We start from the raw sequence: 25,975 nt of genomic DNA on the forward strand, positions 1-25,975 counted from the left end.
CCGTAGGCAGCCCCCCCATGGCCACCGAAACCATCGAAACCGTCACCCACGACGACACCCCCAACCGCGAGATCCACGAGCAGCTGGGCCGCAAGTATTCGGCCGGCTTCATCACCGAGATCGAATCGGACTCGCTTCCGGCCGGCCTGGACGAGGACACCATCCGTGCCCTGTCGGCCAAGAAGGAAGAGCCAGAATGGATGACGCAGTGGCGCCTGGACGCCTACCGCCACTTCCTGACCATGCCGATGCCGAACTGGGCCAAGCTGCAGATCGCCCCGATCGACCTGCAGGCGCTCAGCTACTACTCCGCGCCGAAGGGCCCGAAGTACGCCTCGCTGGATGACGTGCCGAAGGAACTGCTGGACACCTACGACAAGCTGGGCGTGCCGCTGCACGAGCGCGCCAAGCTGGCCGGCGTGGCGGTGGACGCGGTATTCGACTCGGTGTCCGTCGGTACCACCTTCCGCAAGGAACTGGCCGAAAAGGGCATCATCTTCTGCTCCATGTCCGAGGCCATCAAGGAACACCCGGAGCTGGTGCGCCAGTACCTGGGCACCGTGGTGCCGGTGGGCGACAACTACTTCGCCGCGCTCAACTCGGCGGTGTTCTCCGATGGCAGCTTCGTGTTCATTCCCAAGGGCGTGCGTTGCCCGATGGAACTGAGCACCTATTTCCGCATCAACGCCGGCCACACCGGTCAGTTCGAGCGCACCCTGATCGTGTGCGAGGACAAGGCCTACGTGTCCTATCTGGAAGGCTGCACCGCGCCCATGCGCGACGAGAACCAGCTGCACGCCGCGGTGGTCGAGCTGGTCGCGCTGGAAGATGCGGAGATCAAGTACTCCACGGTGCAGAACTGGTACCCGGGCGACGAGAACGGCGTCGGCGGCATCTACAACTTCGTCACCAAGCGTGCCGAATGCCGTGGCGCGCGTAGCAAGGTCACCTGGACCCAGGTCGAGACCGGTTCGGCGATCACCTGGAAGTACCCGTCCTGCGTGCTGCTGGGCGACGATTCGGTGGGCGAGTTCCACTCCGTGGCGCTGACCCACCACCGCCAGCAGGCCGACACCGGCACCAAGATGATCCACGTCGGCAAGCGCACCAAGAGCAAGATCGTCAGCAAGGGCATCAGCGCCGGCCGCGGCCAGAACACCTACCGCGGCCTGGTCAAGGTCGACCGCAACGCCGATGGCGCGCGCAATTACACCCAGTGCGATTCGCTGCTGATCGGCAAGCAGTGTGGTGCCCACACCTTCCCCTACATCGAGGTGAAGAACCCGGGCGCCACCGTCGAACACGAGGCCACCACCTCGAAGATCTCCGACGACCAGCTGTTCTACTGCCGCGCCCGTGGCATCAGCCAGGAAGACGCCGTGTCGATGATCGTCGACGGCTTCTGCAAGCAGGTGTTCCGCGAACTGCCGATGGAATTCGCAGTGGAAGCCAAGAAGCTGCTGGAAGTCTCGCTGGAAGGGTCGGTGGGATGAAGACCCTGTTCGCCCTGGCCCTGCTGCTCGGCACCGCCGCGCCGGCATGGGCAGCCAGCGCCGACGCCGACGGCTGCAATCCGGAAGGCACGCAGATGGAGCTCAACGCCTGCGCCGACCGCGATTTCCGCAAGGCCGACGCCGAGCTCAACACGGTCTACCGGCAGGTGCTGGCCAAGCTTGCCGGGCAGCCGGTGGCACTGGCCCGGCTGAAGGACGCGCAGCGCCTGTGGGTGCAGCTGCGTGATGCCGATCTGGAGGCGCGCTACCCGGTCGGCAAGGATGAGAATCCGCGCGTCCTGTACGGCTCGATGTACCCGATGCTGTATCTGCACGCCAAGTCCAGCCTGACCGATACACGCACCGCCTACCTGCGCAGCGAATTCCTGGAGCGCAGCGAATACGACCTGTAAGTCGCGCTGCCTGCCATCCCCCATTCGACAAGACGACCATCCCAATGCTGAAGATCGACAACCTCCACGCCCGCATCGGCGACAAGGAAATCCTCAAGGGCCTGTCGCTGGACGTGAAGCCCGGCCAGGTGCACGCCATCATGGGCCCCAACGGCGCCGGCAAGTCCACCCTGGGCAATGTGCTGGCCGGCCGTGACGGCTACGAAGTCACCGAAGGCAGCGTGCAGTTCGACGGTGTGGACCTGCTCGACCAGGACCCGGAAGCGCGCGCCGCCGCCGGCCTGTTCCTGGCCTTCCAGTACCCGGTGGAAATCCCCGGCGTGAACAACACCTACTTCCTGCGCGCCGCACTGAATGCCCAGCGCAAGGCGCGCGGCCAGGACGAGCTGGATTCCATGCAGTTCCTGAAGCTGGTGCGGCAGAAACTGGCCGTGCTGCACCTGAAGGACGAGCTGCTGCACCGTGGCGTGAACGAAGGCTTCTCCGGTGGTGAGAAGAAGCGCAACGAGATCTTCCAGCTGGCCGTGCTGGAGCCGAAGCTGGCGATCCTGGACGAAACCGATTCGGGCCTGGACATCGACGCGCTGAAGAGCGTGGCCGACGGCGTGAACGCGCTGCGCGCGGCCGACCGTTCGTTCCTGGTCATCACCCACTACCAGCGCCTGCTGGATTACATCAAGCCGGACGTGGTGCACGTGCTGGCCGATGGCCGCATCGTCAAGACCGGCGGCCCGGAACTGGCGCTGGAACTGGAAGCCCACGGCTACGACTTCCTGAAGGATCGCGTGGTGCGCGAGGCGGCCGTCTGATGAGCGCCCTGCTCGACTCGATGGCCCAGGCCTTCTGCGGCAGCGATGCGCGCCGCGAAGTGCTCGACACGGTGCTGCGCGATGGCCTGCCGGCCGCCCGCAGTGAAGCCTGGAAGTACACCTCGCTGCGCCAGCTGGAGCGCCGCGCCTTCGCACCCGCACCGCAGGCCCCGGCCGCGCTGGATGCCGAGGCGCTGGCCGACATCCCCGCGCCGCGCCTGGTGTTCGTCAACGGCCGCCTCAGCGACGCGCTGAGCGACACCCACGGCCTGCCGGCCGGTGTACAGCTGGAACCGCTATCCTCGGCGCTGGCCGCCGGTGAGGATGCCGCGCGTTTCCTCGGCCGCCGCTACGAGCGAAGCGACGAGGTGTTCGCCCGCCTGAATGCCGCACTGGCCGATGAAGGCGTGGTGCTGCGCGTGGATGAAGGCGTGCAGGTCGAGGTGCCGCTGCAGCTGGTGTTCGCCAGCGTCGCCGGCGACACCGACCTGGCCTGGCACCACCGCCACCTGATCGAACTGCGTGCCGGCGCCAGCCTCGGCGTGGTCGAGCAACGCTTCAGCGTGGGCGATTCGGCGCACCTGGACAACACCGTGCTGCATGCCCACGTCGCCCGCGATGCCGTGCTCAAGCACGCCCGCGTGCAGGCCGGCAGCGCACGCCAGACCAGCTTCCTGCGTACCGATGCGGTGCTGGCACGCGATGCCCAGTACCACCGCGTGGACCTGGAACTGGGTGCCGCACTCAGCCGCCACGAACTGAACGTGCGCCTGGAAGGTGACAACGCCCAGCTGACCGCCAACGGCGTGCTGCTTGGCAATGGCCGCCGCCACGTCGATACCCGCCTGGGCATCGACCACATCGCCCGCGATACCAGCAGCGAACTGCTGTGGCGCGGCGTGGCCGCCAACCGCAGCCGCGTGGTGTTCCATGGTGGCATCCAGATCCGCGAAGGCGCCGACGGCACCGACGCGAACCTGTCCAACAAGAACCTGCTGCTGTCGGCCGACGCCGAGATCGACACCCAGCCGGTGCTGGTGATCGACGCCGACGAAGTGAAGGCGGCCCACGGTGCCACCGTCGGCCAGCTCGATGCCAACGCGCTGTTCTACCTGCGCTCGCGCGGCCTGCCGCAGGCCCAGGCGCAGGCGCTGTTGAGTGCCGCGTTCTGCCACGAACCGCTGAAGGTGCTGCCCGAGGCCCTGCGCGAGCAGCTGGCGCGCCGCCTGGACAAGGCCCTGGCCGAGGCAGGTGTGGCATGAACCTGTCCACGCCGCGCCCGATCGAAAGCCCTGCCGGCACGCCGGACTGGGACCGCGTCCGCCTCGACTTCCCGCTGCTGATGCGCGAAGTGCACGGCAAGCCGCTGGTGTACTTCGACAACGCCAACACCGGCCAGAAGCCGGTACAGGTGATCGGCGCGGTGGACGAGTTCTACCGCCGCTACAACGCCAACGTCAGCCGTGCCGTGCATGCGCTGGGCACCGAGGCCACCGACGCCTATGAGGGCGCGCGCAACAAGCTTGCGCGCTTCCTCAATGTGCGCAGCAATGAGCTGGTGCTGTGCAGCGGCACCACCTTCGCCATCAACCTGGTGGCGTATTCGTGGGCGCTGCCGCGGCTGAAGGCCGGTGATGTCATCCTGGTCTCGCGCATGGAGCACCACGCCAACATCGTGCCGTGGCAGCTGGTGGCCCAGCGCAGCGGCGCGACCATCCGCGTGGCCGAGATCACTCCCGAGGGTGCGCTGGACCTGGACGCGCTGCGCAAGGCGATGACCCCCGAGGTCAAGCTGCTGGCCGTGGCCCACGTCTCCAACGTGCTGGGCACGGTCAACCCGGTGCGCGAGATCTGCCGTGAAGCGCGCAAGCGCGGCATCGTCACCGTCGTCGATGGTTCGCAGGCGGTGCCGCACCGCAAGGTCGACGTGGCCGCGATCGGCTGCGACTTCTACGCCATCACCGGCCACAAGATGTGCGGCCCGACCGGCACCGGTGTGCTGTGGGCACGCCGCGAGCACCTCGACGCGATGCCGCCGTTCCTCGGCGGTGGCGAGATGATCAAGGAAGTCAGCTTCGACGGCACCGTGTTCAACGACGCCCCGCACAAGTTCGAAGCCGGCACCCCGAACATCGCCGGCTTCATCGGCCTGGGCGTGGCCGTGGATTACCTGCAGGGCCTGGGCCTGGAGCACGTGGAAGCGCGCGAGGCCGAACTGCTGGCGCACTTCACCGAAGAGCTGCGCAAGGTCGATGGCCTGCGCATCCTCGGCGAAGCGCCGGAGAAGGCCGCCGTGGTGTCCTTCCTGATCGACGGCGCGCACGCCCACGATCTGGCCACCCTGCTCGACCTGGAAGGTGTGGCCGTGCGTTCCGGCCAGCACTGCGCGCACCCGCTGCTGCAGTACTACGGCGTCGCCGCCACCTGCCGCGCCTCGCTGGCGTTCTACAACACCCACGCCGAGATCGAGCGCTTCATGACCGCACTGACCAAGGTGCGCAAGCTGCTGGGTTGAGCCCGCGCAGCGGGTTCAGATCCCTTCGCGCAGCGAAGGGCTCTGACCCCAACGCCCTACCCACCGTTGCGTAGTCGACCGACTGTCACGCACGCCGCGTTGGCGGATGCTCGGGGTCAGATCCCTTCGCACAGCGAAGGGCTCTGACCCCTTGGCTTCCGGAGACCCCCATGCCACGGCCACGTCGTATTGATGCCCCCGGCTACCCGCAACACGTCGTCCAGCGTGGCAACAATCGCCAAGCCGTTTTCTTCAGCAACCGTGACCCCGCGCTTTATCTGGGCCTGCTTCGCGATTGCGCGAACGAACACTGCTGCAGCATTCACGCCTATGTGCTGATGGGCAACCACGTCCACCTGCTGGTGACGCCCGACGCCCCCGGCGGGATGTCACGGATGATGCAGGCAGTGAACCGCATCTACGTGCGCCATGTAAATGAGCGCGAACGCCGCACTGGCAGCCTCTGGGAAGGGCGTTTCCATTCCACGGTGATTGATACGGATCGGTATCTGCTCGCCTGCCAGCGCTACATCGAGCTCAACCCGGTGCGGGCGGGGATGGTTGCGCATCCCGGGGACTATCGCTGGTCGAGCTATCGTGCCAATGCGCAAGGCCGGGCAAATGCGTTGCTCGTGCCGCATTCTGCGTTTGAGCTCATTGCCGCTGACGTGGAATCGCGGCGTTGCCGCTATGCGGAGTTCATCGATCAGGGCGTCCCTGCGGGTGACCTGGCGGTGATGCGGCGGGCGCTGCAGTCGCAGCGGCGGTTGACGGAGCCGCTGGTGGGGTCAGAGCCCTTTCGCGCTGCGAAAGGGATCTGACCCCGCGACCATTTGCGGGCGCCCCTGCCCCACCTAGAATGGCGGCATGAGCACCCTGACCTTCCGTGCCGCCACGCCGGCCGACATCCCCGCCCTGATCACCCTGGTCACCTCCGCTTACCGCGGCGACGCCAGCCGCGTGGGCTGGACCACCGAAGCCGACCTGCTGGACGGCGCCCGCATCGACGCCGAAGGCATCCAGGCCGACCTGGACCGCCCGCGCTCGACCATCCTGCTGGCCGAACGCGAGGGCCGCCTGGTGGCCTGCGCCCACGTCGCCGATGTCGATGGCAAGGGCTACTTCGGTATGTTCTCGGTCGACCCGGCCCAGCAGGGCGGTGGCGTCGGCAAGCAGCTGATGGAAGCGGCCGAAGCCCACGCGGCGCGTGAGTGGCAGCTGCCGGTCATGCAGATGACCGTGATCGACGTGCGCGAGGAACTGATCGCCTTCTACGAGCGCCGCGGCTACCAGCGCACCGGCATCAAGAAGCCGTTCCCCTATGGCGACGAGCGCTTCGGCATTCCCAAGCGCGACGACCTGCGTTTTGAGATCCTGGAAAAGCCGCTGGCCGGGGCATCGGCATGAGCGAGGCCTGGACCTTCGTCTGCGCCGGCGCGGAACTGCTGCCGGGTGAAATGAAGAGCGTGTTCGACGAGGTGACCGGCACGCCCATTGTCGTGTTCAACCTGGACGGCGAGCTGTATGCGCTGGAAGACCAGTGCACCCACGAGGAATTCGAACTGTCCTCGGGTGAGTTCAATACCAGCGAGGGCAGCATCGAATGCGTGCTGCATGGCGCGCGCTTCGACGTGCGCGATGGTCGCGCCCTGTGCGCCCCGGCCTATACCGCGGTGCCGAAGTTTCCGGTGAAACGCGAGCACGACGCGATCTGGACCCGCGACGACCGCGACTGACCCAGCAAGGGCGTTGCGCGCCCCGCCGCGCGCCCGCTCACCAGGTAGCGGATCCGGTGCATAGCGGCCGCCACGGGCCTGCCAGGCCGCCCCAGGCCCGTTCACGAACACCCGCCGACCTCGCAGATGCGAATCATTATCGTTGGTGTTATCCTGCGCGCCTCGTTCGTAACGGTTTGTAACGCAACCGCGCCATGGCTTCGCCTGCGGCCACCGCCACGCTGTGCCAGCTTGCCCGTCGGGGGTGGCCGCTGCTTGCCGCAGCGCTGCTGACCCTGCTGCTGGGCTGGTCGGCCCTGCATGAGGGCCGCGGGACGACCGCTGCACACTGGGTGGCAGCCGCTCCGGCGGCAACGCTGGACAGCGCGCCGCACGCCCCCGAAGGCGGAACGCCGCCGAACGAACGGCTGCAACGCAGCGAAACACCGGCCGAAGGCGGCCACGAAGACCCGCCCGCGCCGCCTGCGCAGCTCTGCCAGCGCACGCCGCCGATCGCGCCGCCACACACCTTGGTCGCCCCGGCAGTCACCACGGCGGTTGCCACCCGCAACCGGCGCCAGCCGCCCTCGCACGCGCCTCCGGCCGCCGTGGCCTGACCGCAGCGCGCTCGCGCGCACTGCGCTGCATCCCCGTTTCCCGCCCGCGTCCGCGGTGCGCGCGTTCCTGTACCCGCTCTCGTTCCCGCCCCTGTCGCGCACGCGCCGATGGCCCATTCCTGTCTTTCATTCCCATGCCCATGAGCCCCATCAAGAGCCGCAAGCACGCCACCCCGCTTCGTTCCCTGCCGCTGGCCACCTTGGCCGCCGGTCTCGGCCTGGCCACCCTGCCCGCGCTGGCCCACGCCGAAGCGGCCGACAACGCACGCACTCTGGACAAGATCGACGTGCATGCCACGCGCGGCTACAAAGCCGACAAGGTCGCCTCGCCGAAGTTCACCCAGCGCCTGCAGGACACGCCGCAGACCATCCAGGTCATCACCAGCGACCTGTTCAACCAGCAGGGCGCGACCACCCTGACTGAAGCGCTGCGCAACAGCCCGGGCGTAGGCACCTTCTATGCGGGCGAGAACGGCAACACCACCACCGGCGACGCGCTGTTCATGCGCGGCTTCGACACCTCCAACAGCCTGTACGTGGACGGCGTGCGCGACCTGGGCTCGATCTCCCGCGATGTGTTCAACATCGAACAGGTTGAAGTGACCAAGGGCCCGGCCGGCACCGACAACGGTCGTTCGGCACCCACCGGTGCGATCAATCTGGTCAGCAAGCAGGCCAACCTGCAGGACGCCACCTCGGCCAGCATTTCGCTGGGCAGCGACCAGCAGCGCCGCACCACGGCCGACTGGAACCAGTCGCTGGGCGCCAGCAGCGCGCTGCGCATCAACGGCATGTGGCAGGACAGCGACCAGCCCGGCCGCGACCACGTGCAGAACAAGCGCTGGGGCATCGCACCGTCGCTGGCCTTCGGCCTGGGCACCGCCACCCGTTACTACCTCAACCTGCTGTACGTGAAGCAGGACAACGTGCCCGATGGCGGCGTGCCCACCCTGGGCCTGCCGGGCTGGACCCCGCAGCCGACCCTGGAAGCGCTGGCCGGCCACCCGGTCGATCCGGAAAACTTCTACGGCACCCGCGCCGACCACGATGACGTGACCGCGCAGATGGCCACCTTCCGTTTCGAGCACGACTTCAACGACAGCGTGCGCCTGACCAACACCGCGCGCTGGGGCCGCACCGAACAGGACTACCTGCTCACCGCCTTCATGGGCACCGGCGTGCGCGGCGCGGGCGGCCGCCCGACCGGCAACATCACCTATACCAACCCGGCCGACCTCTCCAGCTACGCGATCGCGCGCAGCCTGCCGACCTTCAAGGACCAGCGCAACACGATCCTCACCGATCAGCTGAACCTGCGTGCGGACTTCGCCACCGGCGCCGTCGGCCACGCCCTCAGCGCCGGTCTGGAATTCACCCGCGAAGAACTGGACAGCTACGGCCAGGCCGCCACCGCCGGCACCAGCTGGCCGGCCGCCAACCTGTACGACCCGGACTGGAACGTCAGCGGTCTGAACTGGGCGCACAACGGTGCCGACGCGCACGGCAAGACCACCACGTCCTCGGTCTACCTGTTCGACACCCTGTCCTTCGGTGAAAGCTTCCTGCTGACCGCCGGCGTGCGCGCCGACCACTACAGGACCGAGTACGCCAGCGCGTCGGTGTGTGGCGGTCGTGGCGGCCCGGTGTGCGGCAGCAACCCCACCGGCACCGTGCTGCGCAACCCCGCCCTGGAAGCCAGCGACACCCTGCTGAACTGGAAGCTGGGCGCGCTGTACAAGGTGGGCGACACGGTCAGCCTGTACGCCAACTACGCCATTTCCCAGCAGCCGCCGGGCGGCGCGAACTTCCAGCTGAGCAGCTCGGCCAGCAGCGCCGACAACCCCAAGCTGGACCCGCAGAAGGCCAAGACCTTCGAAGTGGGCAGCAAGTGGGGCTTCATGGATGACGCGCTGGCAGTGAACCTGGCGCTGTTCCAGACCGACGTGGACAACGAGATCAACACCACCGTGCTGGACGATGCCGGCAATCCCACCCAGACCGGCAGCAAGCGGGTGAAGGGCGTGGAACTGTCGGCGGTCGGCCGGGTGACCGAGAACTGGTCGGTCAGCGCCGGCTTCAGCCATCTGGACACCGAAGTGAAGGAAGGCGCCAAGGTGGCCGCCGATGGCACCACCAACCTGACCTACACCCCGGACGATACGTTCACCGGCTGGACCAGCTACGTGCTGCCCTACGGCATCAGCGTGGGCGGTGGCGTACGCTACGCCGCCGGCATGCACCGCGGCACCGACGGCGCGGTGGGCACCCCGTCGTTCACCAAGTCCTATGCGGTGTACGACGCCATGGTCTCGTGGGAAGTGAACGAGCACGTGTCGCTGCGCTTGAACGGCTACAACCTGTTCGACAAGCAGTACGTGGCCAGCATCAACAAGAGCGGCTACCGTTACACCCCGGGTGCACCGCGCACCTTCCTGCTCAGCGCGGACATCCGCTTCTGATGCAGCGCGCGGGGGAGCCCGTCTCCCCCGCGCCTTTCGAGGAACCGCCATGCTGCTGCACATTCCGCAGGTCCTGTCTTCCGACGATGTCGCCCAGCTGCGGCAGTGCCTGGATGCGGCCGACTGGGCCGATGGCCGCGAAACGGTGGGCGTGCAGGGCGCGCGGGTAAAGCACAACCAGCAGTTGCCCGATGCATCGCCGTTGAAAGCCGAACTGGGCAGCATCGTGCTGGCCGCGCTGCAGCGCCACCCGCTGTTCTTCGCCGCGGCCCTGCCGCTGAAGATCCTGCCGCCACGTTTCAACCGCTACACCGGTGGCGGCACCTACGGTTTCCATGTGGATGGCGCGGTGATGAACCTGGCCCACGGCGAACAGCTGCGCTCGGACATTTCCTGCACCCTGTTCCTGTCCGCCCCCGAGGACTACGACGGCGGCGAGCTGGTGATCAGCGATACCTACGGCGAACACGAAGTGAAACTGCCCGCCGGTGACCTGATCGTCTACCCGTCCAGCAGCCTGCACCAGGTCACCCCGGTCACCCGCGGCGCGCGCGTGGCCTCGTTCTTCTGGGTGCAGAGCATGATCCGCGACGACGCCCAGCGCCGCCTGCTGTGGGAAATGGACACCTCCATCGAGCGCCTGCGGCAGACCAGCGCCGACCCCGGTGCCGTGCTGCAGTTGACCGGCGTTTACCACAATCTGCTGCGGCGCTGGAGCGAGGTCTGAGCGCTCTACACGGCGCGCAGCGTCACATGACAATCGTTCTCATTTGCAACTGCTAACCGCTCTCATTACAATCACGCCCCGTTGACGCCGGTGGTTCCGGCCGTTCCCAGGGTTGCCCATCTTGCTTGGCCCGCTTCGCCCCCGCCCGCTTCGGCACGTGCAGCTCGGTACCGCCATGCGCGGCCGCCGGCCTGCGCTGGCCAGCCTGTTGGCGTGGGTCGCGATGCTGGCGTTGCTGCTGGGCACCCTGCCGCTGCTGCCGGCGGCGCATGCCAGCCTTGCCCAGGCGCAGCAGCATCCGCTGGAAGAGCGTGGCGGTGAGCGCGGCGCGCACGAAGAGGCCCCGGCCAAGCTGCGCCGCTGCACCTCGACACCGCTGAAGACAACCGACACAGCGCCGCCCCTGCTGCTGGCCCGCCAGTGGCTGCACAGCGAACTGCAGTTGATCCCCACCGCGCCGGCGCATGCCGTCGCGCAGACGGACTGGCCACTGGCCGCTCCGGACACGCCCTGGGCCGACGCGCCCGGGCGTCGCCAGCAACGCGGCCAGGCGCCGCCGCTGGCCTGATCCCCGGCCCTGGCTGACCGCACTGGCGGTACAGCCGGCGCGCCGCTGCGTGTTCGTTCCCTGCCGCCCCTGACCGGGCATTCCTGCCGCCACCGCGCCTGCCGCGCGGTTCCGCGCGCGCTCGCATCCTTCGAGGTTCCTGCCATGGCCCAGCGCCATCGTGTTCGTTCGTCCCTGTCCCGCCACCTGCTGACCAGCGCCGTGCTGGCCGCCTTCGCCGCCCCTGCCTTCGCCAACGGTGCCGCCGCCGGCGCACCGCAGACCCTGGACACCGTGGTGGTCACCGCTTCGGGCTTCGAACAGAAGATCACCGACGCCCCAGCCAGCATTTCCGTCATCACCCAGGAAGAGCTGACCACCCGCCCCTACATGACCCTGCTGGACGCGGTGCGCGACCTGGAGGGCGTGGACGTGGGCGAAACCCGCGACAAGACCGGCCAGGGCACCATCTCCATGCGCGGCATGGGCTCGGATTACACGCTGATCCTGGTCAACGGCCGCCGCCAGAACAACCACGGCGACATCTACCCGAACAACTTCGGCGGCAACCAGTTCAACCACATCCCGCCGCTGGATGCGATCGAGCGCATCGAAGTGATCCGTGGCCCGGCCTCCACGCTGTACGGCGCCGATGCGATGGGCGGCGTCATCAACATCATCACCAAGCGTTCGCTGGACCGCTGGAGCGGTTCGGCCACGCTGGGCGGCACTTTCGAAACCGACGACCAGTTCGGTGATGACCGCACCGCCGATGTGTACGTGACCGGCCCGCTGGTACCCAACGTACTGAACCTGTCCGCGCGCGCCAGCTGGTACGACCGCGATGCCTCCAACCCGGTGTACAGCCCGGTGCTCGACCCCAGCGGCGTGGCCCATGACCGCTCGCTGGGCTTCGGCGGCGGTGGCAAGACCGTGGACAACACCAACAAGGCCGGCGGCGTCAGCCTGGACTGGAACATCAGCGATGCCCAGCGCCTGACCCTGGACTACGACACCTCGCGCCAGGAGTACGACAACGCAATCAAGATCAACGATGCCGGCGAAGAGGAGTACCCGGTCGGCACCGTAGACAGCATCAGCAGCATCTGGCGCAGCAGCAACTTCTGCCGCGGTGCCAGCGGCGCCAATGCCAACGCCTGCCGCAGCAACGGCGGTACGTGGTCGCGCCGCGCTGACCCGCGCGTGGGCTACAGCCCCAGCCAGGAATTCACCCGCGACGCCTGGGCGATCACCCACGAAGGCCGCTGGGGCTTCGGCAACAGCCTGGTTTCCCTTTCGCACGTGGCCACCAACAACGACGGGCGCACCATGCCCTTCACCGTGGCCGAGCGTGTGCAGCTGCTGCAGATGATCGATGCCACCGGCCCGTACGCCGGGCTGCCGCTGGCCGAACGCCGCGCACTGGCCGAATCGACTTTCCTGCCGCGCCCGGCGCGCACGCTGGAAAGCGAGCAGTACACCCTGGATGCCAAGCTGGACATTCCGTTCCAGGCCGCCGGCCAGCACGTGGCCGTGGTCGGCGCGCAGGTGATCCGCGGTGAACTGACCGACGGCGTGTTCGGTACCGAACGCGGCACCCCGGGCCTGAGCCAGGACCACAACATGTACTCGCTGTTCGCCGAGGACACCTGGACCGTGCTGGCACCGCTGGCGATCACCTACGGCCTGCGCTACGACGACCATGAAGTGTTCGGCGACCAGCTCAGCCCGCGCCTGTATGGCGTGTACACGGTCAACGAAGCCTGGACGGTGAAGGGTGGCGTCAGCACCGGCTTCAAGACGCCCAAGACCACCCAGCTGTACGACGGCGTGATCGGTTTCGGTGGCCAGGGCACCTCGCCCATGTTCGGCAACCCCGACCTGAAGCCGGAAACCAGCACCAGCACCGAACTGGCCGTGTACTGGCAGCACCCCGCCGGGCACAGCTTCAACGCCACCGCCTTCCACAACCGTTTCGACGACAAGATCGCCTCGCAGCCCTGTGGCGCCGCGCTGACCCTGTCGTGCAGCTCCACCGGTGAATATGCCGATCTGGGCTACGCCAGCAGCACCCGCACGGTGAACATCGACGAGGTGGTGATCCAGGGTGCGGAAGTGGCCGGGCGCTGGAACATCAGTGATCAGTTCAGCCTGCGCGCCAACTACACCTTCACTGACAGCGAACAGAAGAGCGGCGCCGAGAAGGGCCGGCCGCTGGGCAACAGCGCGCGGCACATGGCCAACGCCACCTTCGATTGGCGCGCCAGCGACCGCTTCAACGTGTTCCTGACCGCCGAAGCGCGTTCCAAGCGCTACGGCGGCATCAGCACGGTGACCGGCCAGGAACGCTACTACAAGGATTACACCGTGCTGCACCTGGGCGCCTCGTTCGAAGCCACCGAGTGGCTGACGGTGAACGCCCGCATCAACAACCTGCTGGACCGCGACTTCACCACCTACCAGACCTTCTTCACCGATCTGGACGGTGATGGCATCTATACCGATGACACCAACGAAGTGCTGTTCGAGGACGACTACAACAACAAGGACAAGGCCCGCAGCATCTGGGTCAGCCTGAACTTCCGCTTCTGACGCGTATGACGGCCGCAGCCCGCCCCGCGCGGGCCTGCGGCCGGATACACAGAGATACCTAATTGCGAGCCATTCTCATCAATGATGTAATGCGCGCTCTTCGTCCCGTACTGTCCATGCCGTGAGCCGTTCCGCCTCTTCCGCCGTGCAGCAGCAACAGAGCCGTGGCTTCTGGCTGCGTACGCTGCACCAGTGGCACTGGATCAGCTCGGCGGTGTGCCTGATCGGCATGCTGCTGTTCGCGGCCACCGGCCTGACCCTGAACCATGCGGCGAAGATTGAAGCCAAACCCCAAGTGCAGAACCAGCAGCTGGAACTGCCGCAGGCACTGCTGGCCCAGCTGGGCACGCGCGAAGACGGCAACGCGCCGATCCCGCGCCCGGCGCGGCAGTGGCTGGACCAGCAGCTGGGCATCGCCATCGGCGGCCGCCCGGCCGAATGGTCGGCCGAAGAAATCTATCTGTCGCTGCCGCGCCCCGGCGGCGATGCCTGGTTGAGCATCGACCGCGAAACCGGCGCCGTGGAATACGAATCCACCTCGCGCGGCGTGGTGTCCTACCTCAACGACCTGCACAAGGGCCGCAACGCTGGCCCGGCCTGGGGCTGGTTCCTGGACCTGTTCGCCGTGGCCTGCCTGGTGTTCTGCATCACCGGCCTGTTCCTGCTGCACCTGCATGCGCGGCAGCGGCGCATGACCTGGCCGCTGGTCGGCCTGGGCTTGATGATTCCGCTGCTGATCGCCCTGCTGCTGATCCACTGACTTCCATCCGTTCCCTTCGGAGCCGCCCCATGCGCGTCACCCTCACCATCGCCCTCAGCGGCCTGCTGGCCACCAGCCCCGCCTACGCCGCCACGCTGGACATCAACGTTGAAGTGCCCAAGCTCAACGTGGCCGAATACCACCGCCCATACGTGGCGGTGTGGCTGGAAGGGGCCGACCAGAAGGTCGCCGCCAACCTGTCGGTCTGGTACCAGCAGACCAGCAACAGCGAAGGCCACGGCACCAAGTGGCTGCCCGACCTGCGCCAGTGGTGGCGCAAGAGCGGCCGCACCCTGCAGGTGCCGGTGGACGGCGTGACCGGCCCCACCCGCCCGGCCGGCAAGCATGCGCTGTCGTTCACCGACCAGCAGCCGGCGCTGAAGCAGCTGGCCCCCGGCAACTACACCCTGGTGGTGGAAGCGGTGCGCGAAGTCGGCGGCCGCGAACTGCTGAAGATTCCCTTCACCTGGCCGGCCACCGCCGCACAGACCGGCAAGGCGCAGGGCGCCACCGAACTGGGCCAGGTCACCCTGGCCGTGAAGCCCTGATTGCTTGTTCCGGGGTCGGATCCCTTTCCCGCGGAAAGGGCTCTGACCCCACCCACCACCATCCCTGGAGTCTTCCGCATGAAGCGCACGCTCGTCCTAGCCGCCGCCCTGGCCGCTGCTCTTCCGTTCTCCGCCCTGGCCCACAAGGCCTGGCTGCTGCCCTCGCAGACCGTGATCGCCGGCAACGCACCGTGGATCACCGTCGATGGCGCCGTGTCCAACGACCTGTTCTATTTCAACCACGTGCCGCTGCGCCTGGAATCGCTGGTGATCACCGCGCCGGACGGCAGCACCGTGCAGCCGCAGAACGCGGCCACCGGCAAGTACCGCAGCGTGTTCGACATCGAGCTGAAGCAGCAGGGCACCTACCGCATCGCCTCGGTGAACGATGGCCTGTTCGCGACCTACGAACTGAACGGCGAACGCAAGCGCTGGCGCGGCACCGCCGCCACCTTCGGCGAGCTGCCCAAGGAGGCGAAGAAGCTGGAAGTCAGCCAGTCGGTGGGCCGGGTGGAAACCTTCGTCACCAACGGCGCGCCGAACGACACCGCACTGAAGCCGACCAACCGCGGCATCGAACTGGTGGCCGTCGGTCACCCCAACGATCTGTTCGCCGGTGAGCAATCGACGTTCCGCGTGCTGGTCGATGGCAAGCCGACTGCCGGCCTGGCCTTCGAGATCGTGCGCGGCGCCACCCGCTACCGCAATGCGCAGGACGAACTGAAGGTGACCAGCGACGCCAAGGGCGAGATCCAGGTGACGTGGCCGGAAGCGGGCATGTACTGGCTGGAAACCGGCACCGAAGACAACAAGACCTCGGTGAAGCAGGCCGCCAAGCGCCGCCTGAGCTACGTCGCTACGCTGGAAGTCCTGCCGCAGTAACCGAACCGCGGCGGTGCCGGGTTGTTTCCGGTACCGCCGCCTGCACCGCCTGACATGACCGATACCCTGCTCGACATCGCCCGCCTGGGTGGCACCACCATGGGCACCACTTGGAGCGTTTCGCTGGTTGCGTCACGCCAGCGCGACCTGCACCCGCTGCATGCAGGCATCCAGGCGCGCCTGGATGAGGTGGTCGCGCAGATGAGCACCTGGGAAGCCGCTTCCGACCTGAGCCGTTACAACCGCGCGCCACCAGGCGAGTACTGCGTGCTGCCGGCTGAAACCCGCCAGGTGCTGGCGTGTGCGCAGGCCATCGCCGCGGCCAGCGACGGCGCCTTCGATCCGACGGTGGGGCCACTGGTGGCGCTGTGGGGCTTCGGCGCGCATGCCGGCCCACGCTCCCAGCCCAGCATCGACGTACTGCAGGCCACCCGCGAACGCTGCGGCTGGCAGCGCCTGCACTGGCAGGGTGACGCCCTGCTGCAACCCGGCGGGCTGGAACTGGACCTGTCGGCGATCGCCAAAGGCTTCGGCGTGGATCATGTCGCCGCGTGGCTGCGCGACCAGCAGATCGATGCGGCGCTGATCGAAGTGGGCGGCGAGCTGGCGGGGTACGGTCGCAAGCCCGATGGCCAACCGTGGCGCGTGCTGGTGGAATCGGCGCCGGAAGAAGATGCAGGCACCGATACGCCACCGCGCGTGCTCGCGCTGCATGGCAAGGCGGTGGCCACATCGGGCGACCGCTGGCACCAGTACAGCACGGATGGCCAGGCCTACAGCCACAGCCTGGACCCGCGCACCGGCATGCCGGTACGCCAGGTCGCCGCGGCCGTGACCGTGGTGGCCGACGACGCCATGCACGCAGATGCCTGGGCCACCGCGCTCACCGTGCTGGGCCAGGACGCCGGCATGGCGCTGGCCGAACGCGAGGGTCTGGCCGTGCGCTATCTGCAGCGCACCGCACACGGTGCACAGGAACATCTGAGCAGTGCCTTCCAGCGCCTGCTCGACGAGCAGGCCGCATGAACCGTCGTCCGTCGCGCGCACTGCTGGGAAACCTGCTGGCGCTGGCGCTGCTGTCCGTGGCCGCCATCGCCCTGCTGCGCCTGCACCTGGGGGAAACCTGGTGGCAGGGCGCGCCCACGCCGCGCCATTGGCATGCCGCGCTGATCGCCCTGGGCCTGTATGCGCTGGCGTGCACGGCAGTGTGGTGGCGTGGCCGCCGCCGCGACGACCGCAGCGCCGATGGTGCCGCACCCTTGCTGCTGGTCTGGTCCAGCCAGACCGGGTTCGCCCGCGAGCTGGCCGAGCGCAGCGCCGAGGCCCTGCGCGCGGCCGGGCTGCCGGTGCGCCTGCGCGGCCTGCATGAAGTGGATGGCCCGCTGCTGGCCGACACTACGCATGCGCTGTTCATCGCCAGCACCACCGGTGAAGGCGATGCCCCCGACCACGCCCTGCCCTTCCTGCGCGGTGCGATGAGCGCAGCGCCCACGCTGGGCCACCTGCACTACGGCGTGCTGGCCCTGGGCGACCGCAGTTATGGGCATTTCTGCGCCTTCGGCCACCGGCTCGATGCCTGGCTGCGCCAGCACGGCGCGCACCCGATGTTCGATGTGGTGGAGGTCGACAATGCCGACCCGGCCGCGCTGCGCCATTGGCAGCAGCTGCTGGGGCAGATCGGCGGCGGCGCCAGCGAACTGCCCGACTGGAGCCCGGCCGATTACCAGCCGTGGACGCTGCTGCAGCGCGAGCACCTCAATCCGGGCAGCCAGGGCGGGCCGGTGTACTGGCTGCGGCTGCAGCCGCCGGCAGGCAGCGACGTACCGTGGCAGGCCGGTGATATCGCCGAGGTCGGCCCGCAGCATGCCGCACACAGCACGCGCGACTGGCTGCAGTCGAACGGCTTCGATCCGGCGGTGATGCTGGGCGACGGACAGGTGCTGCTCGACCGCGTCGCCCGCTCGCACCTGCCGAACCTGGTCGCACGCGGCGACCTTCCCGGCCTGCTGGCGGCACTGCAGCCGCTGCCGCATCGCGAGTATTCCATCGCATCGGTAATGGCCGATGGCGCACTGGAACTGCTGCTGCGCCGCCAACTGCGTGCCGACGGCACAGCGGGCATCGGCAGTGGCTGGCTGTGCGACCACGCCGCCATCGGCGAACCCGTGCAGCTGCGCCTGCGTCGCAACCAGAACTTCCACGGCGTGGCCGCCGACGTGCCGTTGCTGCTGATCGGCAATGGCACCGGCATTGCCGGCCTGCGCGCGCACCTGCACGAACGCGCGCGTGCCGGCGCGCAGCGCACCTGGCTGCTGTTCGGCGAACGCTCGGCCGCGCACGATTTCCACTTCGGCACCGAACTGCAGGCGATGCTGGACACGGGCACGCTGCAACGCCTGGATACGGTGTTCAGCCGCGATGGCGGCGCGCACCGCTACGTGCAGGACCGGTTGCTGGCCGAAGCGGCAACGCTGCGGCAGTGGGTCGATGAAGGTGCCACGATCCTGGTCTGTGGCAGCCTGCAGGGCATGGCCCCGGCAGTGGATGCGGTGATCGAACAGGTGCTGGGCGCCGACGGCAAGGAAGCCCTGCTGGGGGCCGGCCGCTACCGCCGCGACGTGTATTGAGGGGTCGGATCCCTTTCCGCAGGAAAGGGCTCTGACCCCATCCACACATGGCCCGGCGTTACCCTACGCTCGTTACCCGTATCGCCAACAACTCACCGCCGCCCTGCAACGCGTGGCGCTGGCACTCACCGGCGGCCAACCACGCCGTATCCCCGGCCTGCATCGGCGGCAACCCACTGTCGACCCCGAATTCGGCATGCCCGGCCAGCAGGTACAGCGCCCAGGCCACGCCCGGTTCGCAGAAGAAGAACATCGATCCCACCAGTGGCCGGTGCAGCAGCTCGGCCTGCAGCACATCGCGCTGCCACATCAGGTTGAAATCGTGGGTGGCGCCGTCCACCAGTTCCCCCTGCAGCGTCTGCTCGCCGGCAAAGCGCACGCGCCCGTGCGGCGGCAGCACCTCGGCCACGTGGCCGTCGGCGAAGCGCAGCCGCACGCCGTTGCCATGCAGCAGCACCAGTTCGCGCTCCACCCCGGGGAACGCAGAGAACGCGGCATCCTGCTCGATCTCGGCCACCGACAGGCGCAGCGCCCAATCGTCGCCCTGCGCAGGCAGGCGCAGGATTTCACGGGTCCAGCCCAAGCCGTTGCGCCAGCGTTCGCGGCGGTACTCCAGGCTGGAAATCACCTGGCTCGGGGTGTGCAGCAGGGAATCGATGTCCATGCCCGCATTGTAGGTGCGTGCGTCAGCCTGCGCCGCCACAGCCAGCGGCCAGCAGCTTGGAATGTTTCAGCCAGTCCGGGTCGGGGTAGTAGGCAAACACCAGTGCCCCGCCGCGCAGCGAATCGATCAGCGGCCGCGACACCGACAGGCGCACCGCCGGGCATCCCAGGCTGCGGCCCAACCGCCCCTGCAGCCGGGCCACGGTCGGGTTCACATAGGGCGCGCCGTGGATGACGATGGCGCGATCACGCGCCAGGTCGTTGTAGCCCGGTTCCAGCCCATCCAGGCGCAGCGAATAGCCGTTGCCGCCCATGTAGGTTTCCTTCGCGGTGAAGGCACCGATGCTGGACATGAAGCTGCCATCGCGGTTTGAGAAATGTTCGGTGCGATTGCCCCCGCTGTTGCGCCCGTGCGCCACCCATTCCTCGAACAACAGCCGCTGCCGTGCCAGGTCGAACACCCACATGCGTTGCTCGGTGGACGGCCGCGAGTAGTCGATCACCGCCAGCCGTTCACCGCTGACGCCCAGCTCTGGTCGCTGCAGGGAACAACGCAACGCCGTTGCCGCCAGCTTCAGTACCTGGCGGTCGGCATTGGGCGCGGTGCGCGCCAGCAATGCGGTCAGGTCTTCGGTGCTGGCGGTGGCCGCCGCCGGCGGTGCGGCAGCAGAGGCCGCACCGGCCAGGATCGCCAGCAGGCCGCCAGCGGCCCGCCAGCACGTGCGTGAAACGTTCATGGGTAACGGCAATCCAATCAGGATTTCTTCGAAGTGGGCGCGGCCGGCTCCGATTCCAACACCGGCTGCAGGCCCGATTCAGCCGCGCTTGGGCGTACCGCCGGCAACGAGGTGACCAGCAGGGTCGTGCCGGGCACCAGTACCTGATAGAGCTGGCGGGCGAAATCAGCCGGCAGCGCCATCGGCAGCGACGGCGTGGCCAGCAGGTCCGGTGTCGCCTGCGCGCTGTCCTGGCCCAGCAGCGGATACGCGGTCCACTGGTGCAGGCGCTGCTGCGCATCCAGCGGGCTGGGCGTATCGCTGTAGCCCTGCCCCATCACGAACAGCGTGGTGCCCTGGAAGGCCGGCAGCGCATCGGCGCGCAGCGGCGATTCGCCGATCATCACCCCGTCGCGCAGCACATACAGGCGCTGGTCCTGCAGGCTGACCAGGATGCCGACCTGGCCGGCCGGCGCCGCAGCATCGTTCCACCACGCCGCCGCGGCGGTGCCGGTCTCACCGTCCGGCAGCGCCTGGCCCTTGGCATTGACCGGCGCCAGCACCGCCGGATAGGCCAGCGTCATTGGCGCGCTCTTGGCATCGGCCACCACCACCGTGTCGCCGCGCTGGGTGGCACTGAACAGCTTCTGCGCGAAGGCCTGCGGCAGGCGCACGCAGCCGTGCGAGGCCGGGTGCCCGGGCAGGCTGCCGCCGTGCAGGGCAATGCCATCCCAGGTCAGCCGCTGCATGTAGGGCATGGGCGCGCTGTTGTACAGGTTGGAGCGGTGGTCCTTGTCCTTCTGCAGGATGGTGAACACACCGGTCGGGGTTTCGTGCCCGGTCTTGCCGGAGCTGATCGTGCTCAGCCCGATCGCGATGCCGTTGCGGTAAACGTAGGCGCGCTGCTCATCCAGGCTGACCACCAGCACGATCGGACCAGACGGCGAGATTTCGGGGTGCCACAGATACTCACCGGGCTTCAGGTCGGTCGGCCCGCGCACCTCGGCACTGGCAGGGGCAGTGGTCGTTGCAGCGGCGGGTGTGGCCGCGCTGACCGTACTGGCGGCGCAGGCTAAGGCAAGCGCCAACGGCAAGGCAAGACGATGAAGGGACATCCGGAGTGGCTCCATTCCATGGGGAGCCCCCACGCTACACCATCGCCGCGTCGCAGCCTTGCGCACAAAAAGAAATTGCCCGGCGACACTACCGTGTGTCGTACCGGGCAATCGTCACGTCCTTGTCGGCCTGCTGCCACCCCCCGCGTCCTGCGGTGTGGGGATGGCGTTGCGTCCTGCACGCGGCCGCCTCTGTCCTGTTTGTATCTCAGCCCCTTCCACAGGTCTGTGATGCCACCATCCTGGTGATTGGTGTCGCATCCGTGCGACGGTCGGTGGTCACGGCCTTCCTGTCCGCAACCAATGAACCAGCGTCCTGCCGGTTCCGACAATCCTGTTGTCATCGCCTGGGTACGGTTCGCACCGGTACCGATCCGGGTACCGGATCCGCGGGCAACAGCCGGTTGCCTACGGTGATCCGCTGTCGATTCCGTTCGACGATTCCTGTCCCTATCCCCTTCACCTGCGCAAGATCCTCTACGCGGTGAAACGGGCCGTGTGTGCGCCGGTGCTCGACGATTGCCGCAGCCTTCCTGGCCCCGACCATCGACAGTCCCTGCTGCAGCGCCTGGGCATCGGCCCGGTTGATGTCGATGGGCTCGGCGGCTTGCGCCCCCAGCATCCACATTCCCAGCACCAGCGCCCTTGACACGAAACTCCAAGGCACGACGTGTATCTCCTTGTGGTTCTGGCTGTCCCGACCGGCAATCCCGTCGGTCGAAACAGTGTCCGTCACCACATGTGCACAGCCTATCGGTTTCACAGATTTCTAAAAGCCAGCCAACTACCCGACGTCGTGTAGGAAAAACCCTACCCCCACCACAGGCGTAGAATGCGGGCATCAGTCATGCAACCGGAGTTTCAGATGGACAGCGCCAAGCTCGGCCAATTCGTCAATGAAAAGTGGGACAGCGAGATCGTCCCGCAGTTGGTCGACTACATCCGCATTCCCAACAAGTCGCCGATGTTCGACGCCAATTGGGTGCAGAACGGCTACATGGAACAGGCGGTCACCCTGATGGAGAACTGGGCCAAGGCCCAGCAGCTGCCCGGCCTGAAGGTCGAGGTGGTCCGTCTGGAAGGCCGTACCCCGCTGATTTTCCTGGAAATTCCGGCCACCGGCGCGGAAACCGGCGATGACACCATCCTGCTCTACGGCCACCTGGACAAGCAGCCGGAAATGACCGGTTGGGACGACGACCTCGGCCCGTGGACCCCGGTCCTGCGTGGCGACAAGCTGTATGGCCGCGGCGGCGCCGATGACGGCTACGCCATCTTCGGCTCGCTGGCGGCTGTGCTGGCGCTGCAGGCCCAGGGCCTGCCGCACGCCCGCTGCGTGGTGCTGATCGAAGCCTGCGAAGAATCGGGCAGCTACGACCTGCCGGCCTACGTCGACCACCTGGCCGACCGCATCGGCAAGCCGTCGCTGGTGGTCTGCCTGGATTCGGGCTGCGCCAACTACGACCAGCTGTGGTGCACCACCTCGCTGCGCGGCCTGACCGGCGGCAACTTCACCGTGAAGGTGCTCAACGAAGGCGTGCATTCCGGCGATGCCTCCGGCGTGGTGCCGTCCAGCTTCCGTCTGCTGCGCCAGCTGCTGTCGCGCATCGAAGACCAGGACACCGGCCGCATCCTGATCGATGGCATGAACGTGGAGATCCCGGCCGAACGCCAGGCCCAGGCCAAGCGCGCTGCCGAAGTGGTCGATACCGAGATCTTCGAGAAGTTCCCGATGGTCGACGGCCTGCGTCCGATGAACGAAGACCTGACCGAGCTGGTGCTCAACCGCACCTGGCGCCCGGCACTGTCGGTCACCGGCGTGGGCGGCATGCCGCCGCTGGAATCGGCCGGCAACGTACTGCGCCCGCAGACCTCGGTGAAGCTGTCGCTGCGCCTGCCGCCCACCGCCGACGGCAAGGCCTGCGGCGAACTGCTGAAGGAAGCACTGCTGCGCGACCCGCCGAACGGTGCACAGGTCACCCTGGACCTGGAAAAGGCCTCCACCGGCTGGAACGCCCCGGCCATGGCACCGTGGCTGACCCAGGCCATCGACGATGCCAGCCAGGCCTTCTTCGGCAAGCCGGCCATGTACATGGGGGAAGGCGGCTCGATCCCGTTCATGGGCATGCTGGGCGAGAAGTTCCCGGGGGCGCAGTTCATGATCACCGGCGTGCTCGGCCCGCACTCCAACGCCCACGGCCCGAACGAGTTCCTGCACATCCCGATGGGCAAGAAGGTCACCGCCTGCGTGTCCAAGGTGATCAGCGAGCACTACGCCGCCAGCCTGCGCGGCGAGACCAGCGGTTCGCCGGTGGCTGCCGACAGCGGCACCCGCCACGGCGACCACGGCTGCTGCTGATCCGGCACACCGTGACGGACGCAGCCTGGCCTTGCTAGGCTGCGTCCACTCTCAGCGGAAACCACGCGCATGAATGGACTTTTCGGCAGCAGCAGCTGGTTGTACATCCTGCTGGTCGGCTTTTTCGTCGGCCTGCTCGGGCGCTTCTTCATGCCCGGCAACAACCGCATGGGCTGCCTGCTGACCATCGTGCTGGGCATCGTCGGTGCGCTGGTGGCCGGGTGGTTCGGCCAATACATGGGCTGGTACCGCCCCGGCGAGCCGGCTGGCTTCCTGGGTGCGGTCATCGGCGCGGTGGCCGTGCTGGCCGTGATGCGCCTGTTCTCGCCGCGCCGCTGATATATCCCTCTTTTTTCCTGAGCGCGGCGCGCCTGGCGCGCCCGGAACCGCCTGCATGACCGAACCTGCTTCCGATCCCCAGCGCAGCGCGCAGCGCCTGCAGTGGGCCCGCACCCAGCTGGACGACGCCCACGCGGTGGTCGAACGCGCGTCGGTCGATGCCGGCCTGCGCAGCTACTGGCGCACCACCAGCATGCGCGGCAGCCACATCGTGATGGATGCCCCGCCCGGCCTGGAAGATCCGCAGCCCTGGCTGCGCATGCGCGGGCTGTTGCATGAGCACGGCCTGCGCGTGCCCGGCCTGCTGGCCCAGGACCTTGATGCCGGCTTCCTGCTGCTGGAAGACCTGGGCGGGCCGACGCTGGCCAAGGTGCTGGACGAACGCAACGCCGATGCCTGGTTCGAGCGCTCCATCGACCAGCTGCTGCGCCTGCAGGCCATTGCCGTGCCGGCCGATTTCGGCCAGTTCGGCGAGGCGCTGCTGCAGCGCGATGCCGGCCTGTTCGAAGAATGGTTCCTGCAGCGCCACCTGGGCATCCGCCTGGACTGCGGCGAAGCCGAAGCACTGCAGCGGGTGCAGCGCCACCTGATGGACAACGCGCTGGGCCAGGCACAGCTGATGACCCACCGCGACTACATGCCGCGCAACCTGATGCCGGTGGAAGACGGCCCGGCCATCCTCGATTTCCAGGATCTGGTGCGTGGCCCGATCGCCTACGATGCGGTCAGCCTGTTCAAGGATGCCTTCCTGAGCTGGCCGCTGCCGCGCGTGGACGGCTGGCTGGCGCTGTATCACCAGCGCGCGCAGGCCGCAGGCCTGCCGGTGCCCGACCGCGCCACCTTCCTGCGCGATGCCGACTGGATGGGGGTGCAGCGCCACCTGAAGTGCCTGGGCATCTTCAGCCGCCTGCGTTACCGCGACAACAAGGGCCACTACCTGGACGACGTGCCGCGCTTCATCGCCTATCTGGACGAAGTGCTGCCGCGCTACCGCGAACTGGCGCCGCTGCAGCAGCTGCTGGAAGCGCGCATCAAGCCGGCACTGGCAGAACACGCTGCGCCGCTGCGCGTGGCCCGCTGAAGGCGCTGCAATGAAGGCTCTGATCTTTGCCGCCGGCCTGGGCGAGCGCATGCGCCCGCTGACCCTGCACACGCCCAAGCCGCTGCTGGCTGTGGCCGGCAAACCGCTCATCGTCTGGCACCTGGAACGCCTGGCGGCGCTGGGCGTGCGCGAGGTGGTGGTCAACACCGCCTGGCTGGCCGAGCAGTTCCCGGCCACGCTGGGCGATGGCAGCCAATGGGGTCTGCACCTGCACTTCGTGCACGAAGGCGGGACGCCGCTGGAAACCGGCGGCGGCATCCTCAACGCGCTGCCCCACCTGGGCGACGCCCCGTTCCTGGTCGTGAACGGCGACATCTGGACCGATTTCGATTTCGCCGCGCTGCCGCGCGAGCCGCAGGGCCAAGCGCACCTGGTGCTGGTGGACAACCCGGCCCAGCACCCGCAGGGCGATTACCGGCTGGATGCGCAGGGCCTGCTGCACCACGACCGTACCGGGCCGTGCCTGACCTATGCCGGCATCGGCGTGTACCGGCCCTCGATCGTGGCCCACTGGCGCACCGTGATCGGCGATGCGCCGGGCAGCGAGCGGGTGCCGCCGAAGTTCTCGGTGGTTCCGCTGCAGAAGCATTTCATGGCGCAGGGGTTGATGACGGGGCAGCATCATCGCGGGCGCTGGACCGACGTCGGCACCGTCGATCGCCTGCGTGCGCTGGATGCGGAGTTGGCCGCCAACGGCTGAACCCCTCGTGGCTGGGCGCCTGGTGCGTTGGGATCACTGACGTCTGGCCGGGCGGATGGGCTGCGCAGGGGACGCTGCAAGTACATCCTTGTAAGCTCGTAGGCGCCATCCATGGCGCCTGCGCCCCTGCGCAACCCATCCGCCCGGCCACGGACAATTTCCGGGGGCATCCAGCCACGGAAAAGAAAAAGAAAAGCAGAAGCGGGTCGCTTCGCTGCGCTCGCTCATCTGTGTCGACCAAGGTCGACACCTACCAACAGCCGCAGGGAGCTGTAAG

General features: G+C 67.8%; 26 protein-coding genes. 22 read left to right on the top strand and 4 right to left on the bottom strand.

Annotation, left to right across the window (positions count from 1 at the left end):
- Nucleotides 1-17: 17 nt before the first annotated feature.
- From sufB to RTY46_RS01495, 18 genes are all read left to right on the top strand, one after another.
- Nucleotides 18-1,493: a Fe-S cluster assembly protein SufB gene (gene sufB / locus RTY46_RS01410; protein ID WP_312706310.1), complete on the top strand. Its 1,476-nt coding sequence runs from the start codon at nt 18-20 to the stop codon at nt 1,491-1,493.
- Nucleotides 1,490-1,906: a lysozyme inhibitor LprI family protein gene (locus tag RTY46_RS01415; protein ID WP_312706311.1), complete on the top strand. Its 417-nt coding sequence runs from the start codon at nt 1,490-1,492 to the stop codon at nt 1,904-1,906. Before sufB ends, RTY46_RS01415 begins: the two co-directional genes overlap by 4 nt.
- Nucleotides 1,907-1,950: 44 nt before the next feature.
- A complete protein-coding gene (sufC, locus tag RTY46_RS01420; protein ID WP_108748841.1) occupies nt 1,951-2,715 on the top strand; it encodes a Fe-S cluster assembly ATPase SufC in 765 nt (254 codons plus the stop codon).
- A complete protein-coding gene (gene sufD / locus RTY46_RS01425) occupies nt 2,715-3,977 on the top strand; it encodes a Fe-S cluster assembly protein SufD (RefSeq protein WP_312706312.1) in 1,263 nt (420 codons plus the stop codon). Before sufC ends, sufD begins: the two co-directional genes overlap by 1 nt.
- Nucleotides 3,974-5,230 (top strand): cysteine desulfurase, encoded by a 1,257-nt coding sequence (locus tag RTY46_RS01430; protein ID WP_312706313.1) that lies wholly within the window; start codon nt 3,974-3,976, stop codon nt 5,228-5,230. The genes sufD and RTY46_RS01430 overlap by 4 nt, the downstream gene beginning before the upstream one ends.
- 170 nt (nt 5,231-5,400) lie before the next feature.
- The gene (locus RTY46_RS01435; RefSeq protein WP_312706314.1) at nt 5,401-6,051 is read left to right on the top strand and encodes a transposase; all 651 of its coding nucleotides are present in this window, start codon (nt 5,401-5,403) and stop codon (nt 6,049-6,051) included.
- Between the two features lie 46 nt (nt 6,052-6,097).
- Entirely contained in the window at nt 6,098-6,637 is a 540-nt protein-coding gene (locus RTY46_RS01440) for a GNAT family N-acetyltransferase (protein ID WP_312706315.1), read from the top strand.
- Nucleotides 6,634-6,966, top strand: coding sequence for a non-heme iron oxygenase ferredoxin subunit (locus tag RTY46_RS01445; RefSeq protein WP_108748836.1), 333 nt, complete (start codon nt 6,634-6,636; stop codon nt 6,964-6,966). Before RTY46_RS01440 ends, RTY46_RS01445 begins: the two co-directional genes overlap by 4 nt.
- A gap of 194 nt (nt 6,967-7,160) precedes the next feature.
- Nucleotides 7,161-7,562: a hypothetical protein gene (locus tag RTY46_RS01450; RefSeq protein ID WP_312706316.1), complete on the top strand. Its 402-nt coding sequence runs from the start codon at nt 7,161-7,163 to the stop codon at nt 7,560-7,562.
- Nucleotides 7,563-7,702: 140 nt separating this feature from the next.
- A complete protein-coding gene (locus tag RTY46_RS01455) occupies nt 7,703-10,021 on the top strand; it encodes a catecholate siderophore receptor Fiu (RefSeq protein WP_312706317.1) in 2,319 nt (772 codons plus the stop codon).
- A gap of 49 nt (nt 10,022-10,070) precedes the next feature.
- Complete coding sequence (locus RTY46_RS01460) at nt 10,071-10,748, top strand: Fe2+-dependent dioxygenase (protein WP_312706318.1); 678 nt, start codon at nt 10,071-10,073, stop codon at nt 10,746-10,748.
- A gap of 175 nt (nt 10,749-10,923) precedes the next feature.
- Nucleotides 10,924-11,316 (top strand): hypothetical protein, encoded by a 393-nt coding sequence (locus RTY46_RS01465; protein WP_312706344.1) that lies wholly within the window; start codon nt 10,924-10,926, stop codon nt 11,314-11,316.
- 144 nt (nt 11,317-11,460) lie between these two features.
- A complete protein-coding gene (locus RTY46_RS01470) occupies nt 11,461-13,887 on the top strand; it encodes a TonB-dependent receptor (protein WP_312706319.1) in 2,427 nt (808 codons plus the stop codon).
- 121 nt (nt 13,888-14,008) lie between these two features.
- Nucleotides 14,009-14,647, top strand: a complete 639-nt coding sequence (locus RTY46_RS01475; RefSeq protein WP_312706320.1) for a PepSY-associated TM helix domain-containing protein — start codon at nt 14,009-14,011, stop codon at nt 14,645-14,647.
- A gap of 29 nt (nt 14,648-14,676) precedes the next feature.
- The gene (locus RTY46_RS01480) at nt 14,677-15,195 is read left to right on the top strand and encodes a DUF2271 domain-containing protein (protein WP_312706321.1); all 519 of its coding nucleotides are present in this window, start codon (nt 14,677-14,679) and stop codon (nt 15,193-15,195) included.
- 78 nt (nt 15,196-15,273) lie between these two features.
- Nucleotides 15,274-16,077: a DUF4198 domain-containing protein gene (locus RTY46_RS01485; protein WP_312706322.1), complete on the top strand. Its 804-nt coding sequence runs from the start codon at nt 15,274-15,276 to the stop codon at nt 16,075-16,077.
- Nucleotides 16,078-16,131: 54 nt separating this feature from the next.
- Nucleotides 16,132-17,103, top strand: a complete 972-nt coding sequence (locus RTY46_RS01490) for an FAD:protein FMN transferase (protein ID WP_312706323.1) — start codon at nt 16,132-16,134, stop codon at nt 17,101-17,103.
- On the top strand, nt 17,100-18,704 hold the full coding sequence (locus RTY46_RS01495; RefSeq protein ID WP_312706324.1) for a sulfite reductase subunit alpha: 1,605 nt from the start codon (nt 17,100-17,102) through the stop codon (nt 18,702-18,704). Before RTY46_RS01490 ends, RTY46_RS01495 begins: the two co-directional genes overlap by 4 nt.
- A gap of 58 nt (nt 18,705-18,762) precedes the next feature.
- Here the strand turns inward: RTY46_RS01495 and RTY46_RS01500 are convergent, their stop codons facing one another.
- The 4 genes from RTY46_RS01500 to RTY46_RS01515 form a co-directional block, all read right to left on the bottom strand.
- Nucleotides 18,763-19,368, bottom strand: a complete 606-nt coding sequence (locus RTY46_RS01500; RefSeq protein WP_312706325.1) for a HutD family protein — start codon at nt 19,366-19,368, stop codon at nt 18,763-18,765.
- Between the two features lie 22 nt (nt 19,369-19,390).
- Complete coding sequence (locus RTY46_RS01505; RefSeq protein ID WP_312706326.1) at nt 19,391-20,104, bottom strand: murein L,D-transpeptidase catalytic domain family protein; 714 nt, start codon at nt 20,102-20,104, stop codon at nt 19,391-19,393.
- 17 nt (nt 20,105-20,121) lie between these two features.
- Nucleotides 20,122-21,213 (bottom strand): L,D-transpeptidase, encoded by a 1,092-nt coding sequence (locus RTY46_RS01510; RefSeq protein ID WP_312706327.1) that lies wholly within the window; start codon nt 21,211-21,213, stop codon nt 20,122-20,124.
- 325 nt (nt 21,214-21,538) lie between these two features.
- Nucleotides 21,539-21,934, bottom strand: a complete 396-nt coding sequence (locus RTY46_RS01515) for a helix-hairpin-helix domain-containing protein (RefSeq protein WP_312706328.1) — start codon at nt 21,932-21,934, stop codon at nt 21,539-21,541.
- 129 nt (nt 21,935-22,063) lie between these two features.
- Here RTY46_RS01515 and RTY46_RS01520 point away from each other — a divergent pair, with 129 nt between their 5' ends.
- The 4 genes from RTY46_RS01520 (at nt 22,064) to murU (ending at nt 25,698) form a co-directional block, all read left to right on the top strand.
- Complete coding sequence (locus tag RTY46_RS01520) at nt 22,064-23,557, top strand: M20 family metallopeptidase (RefSeq protein ID WP_312706329.1); 1,494 nt, start codon at nt 22,064-22,066, stop codon at nt 23,555-23,557.
- Nucleotides 23,558-23,626: 69 nt separating this feature from the next.
- Nucleotides 23,627-23,896: a GlsB/YeaQ/YmgE family stress response membrane protein gene (locus RTY46_RS01525; protein WP_312706330.1), complete on the top strand. Its 270-nt coding sequence runs from the start codon at nt 23,627-23,629 to the stop codon at nt 23,894-23,896.
- Between the two features lie 55 nt (nt 23,897-23,951).
- A complete protein-coding gene (locus tag RTY46_RS01530) occupies nt 23,952-24,977 on the top strand; it encodes a phosphotransferase (RefSeq protein ID WP_312706331.1) in 1,026 nt (341 codons plus the stop codon).
- 10 nt (nt 24,978-24,987) lie between these two features.
- Nucleotides 24,988-25,698, top strand: coding sequence for an N-acetylmuramate alpha-1-phosphate uridylyltransferase MurU (gene murU, locus RTY46_RS01535; protein WP_312706332.1), 711 nt, complete (start codon nt 24,988-24,990; stop codon nt 25,696-25,698).
- The last annotated feature ends 277 nt before the right edge of the window (nt 25,699-25,975 follow it).

The organism is Stenotrophomonas sp. (genome assembly GCF_032056425.1).
GTDB lineage: Bacteria > Pseudomonadota > Gammaproteobacteria > Xanthomonadales > Xanthomonadaceae > Stenotrophomonas.

Coding starts and splice junctions, on each gene's coding strand:
- RTY46_RS01445 (WP_108748836.1), top strand. CDS start 6,634: ATGAGCGAGGCCTGGACCTTCGTCTGCGCCGGCGCGGAACTGCTGCCG.
- sufC (WP_108748841.1), top strand. CDS start 1,951: ATGCTGAAGATCGACAACCTCCACGCCCGCATCGGCGACAAGGAAATC.
- RTY46_RS01470 (WP_312706319.1), top strand. CDS start 11,461: ATGGCCCAGCGCCATCGTGTTCGTTCGTCCCTGTCCCGCCACCTGCTG.
- murU (WP_312706332.1), top strand. CDS start 24,988: ATGAAGGCTCTGATCTTTGCCGCCGGCCTGGGCGAGCGCATGCGCCCG.
- RTY46_RS01415 (WP_312706311.1), top strand. CDS start 1,490: ATGAAGACCCTGTTCGCCCTGGCCCTGCTGCTCGGCACCGCCGCGCCG.
- RTY46_RS01440 (WP_312706315.1), top strand. CDS start 6,098: ATGAGCACCCTGACCTTCCGTGCCGCCACGCCGGCCGACATCCCCGCC.
- RTY46_RS01460 (WP_312706318.1), top strand. CDS start 10,071: ATGCTGCTGCACATTCCGCAGGTCCTGTCTTCCGACGATGTCGCCCAG.
- RTY46_RS01525 (WP_312706330.1), top strand. CDS start 23,627: ATGAATGGACTTTTCGGCAGCAGCAGCTGGTTGTACATCCTGCTGGTC.
- RTY46_RS01455 (WP_312706317.1), top strand. CDS start 7,703: ATGAGCCCCATCAAGAGCCGCAAGCACGCCACCCCGCTTCGTTCCCTG.
- sufB (WP_312706310.1), top strand. CDS start 18: ATGGCCACCGAAACCATCGAAACCGTCACCCACGACGACACCCCCAAC.
- sufD (WP_312706312.1), top strand. CDS start 2,715: ATGAGCGCCCTGCTCGACTCGATGGCCCAGGCCTTCTGCGGCAGCGAT.
- RTY46_RS01495 (WP_312706324.1), top strand. CDS start 17,100: ATGAACCGTCGTCCGTCGCGCGCACTGCTGGGAAACCTGCTGGCGCTG.
- RTY46_RS01510 (WP_312706327.1), bottom strand. CDS start 21,213: ATGGAGCCACTCCGGATGTCCCTTCATCGTCTTGCCTTGCCGTTGGCG.
- RTY46_RS01480 (WP_312706321.1), top strand. CDS start 14,677: ATGCGCGTCACCCTCACCATCGCCCTCAGCGGCCTGCTGGCCACCAGC.
- RTY46_RS01450 (WP_312706316.1), top strand. CDS start 7,161: ATGGCTTCGCCTGCGGCCACCGCCACGCTGTGCCAGCTTGCCCGTCGG.
- RTY46_RS01490 (WP_312706323.1), top strand. CDS start 16,132: ATGACCGATACCCTGCTCGACATCGCCCGCCTGGGTGGCACCACCATG.
- RTY46_RS01500 (WP_312706325.1), bottom strand. CDS start 19,368: ATGGACATCGATTCCCTGCTGCACACCCCGAGCCAGGTGATTTCCAGC.
- RTY46_RS01435 (WP_312706314.1), top strand. CDS start 5,401: ATGCCACGGCCACGTCGTATTGATGCCCCCGGCTACCCGCAACACGTC.
- RTY46_RS01430 (WP_312706313.1), top strand. CDS start 3,974: ATGAACCTGTCCACGCCGCGCCCGATCGAAAGCCCTGCCGGCACGCCG.
- RTY46_RS01520 (WP_312706329.1), top strand. CDS start 22,064: ATGGACAGCGCCAAGCTCGGCCAATTCGTCAATGAAAAGTGGGACAGC.
- RTY46_RS01465 (WP_312706344.1), top strand. CDS start 10,924: ATGCGCGGCCGCCGGCCTGCGCTGGCCAGCCTGTTGGCGTGGGTCGCG.
- RTY46_RS01505 (WP_312706326.1), bottom strand. CDS start 20,104: ATGAACGTTTCACGCACGTGCTGGCGGGCCGCTGGCGGCCTGCTGGCG.
- RTY46_RS01530 (WP_312706331.1), top strand. CDS start 23,952: ATGACCGAACCTGCTTCCGATCCCCAGCGCAGCGCGCAGCGCCTGCAG.
- RTY46_RS01485 (WP_312706322.1), top strand. CDS start 15,274: ATGAAGCGCACGCTCGTCCTAGCCGCCGCCCTGGCCGCTGCTCTTCCG.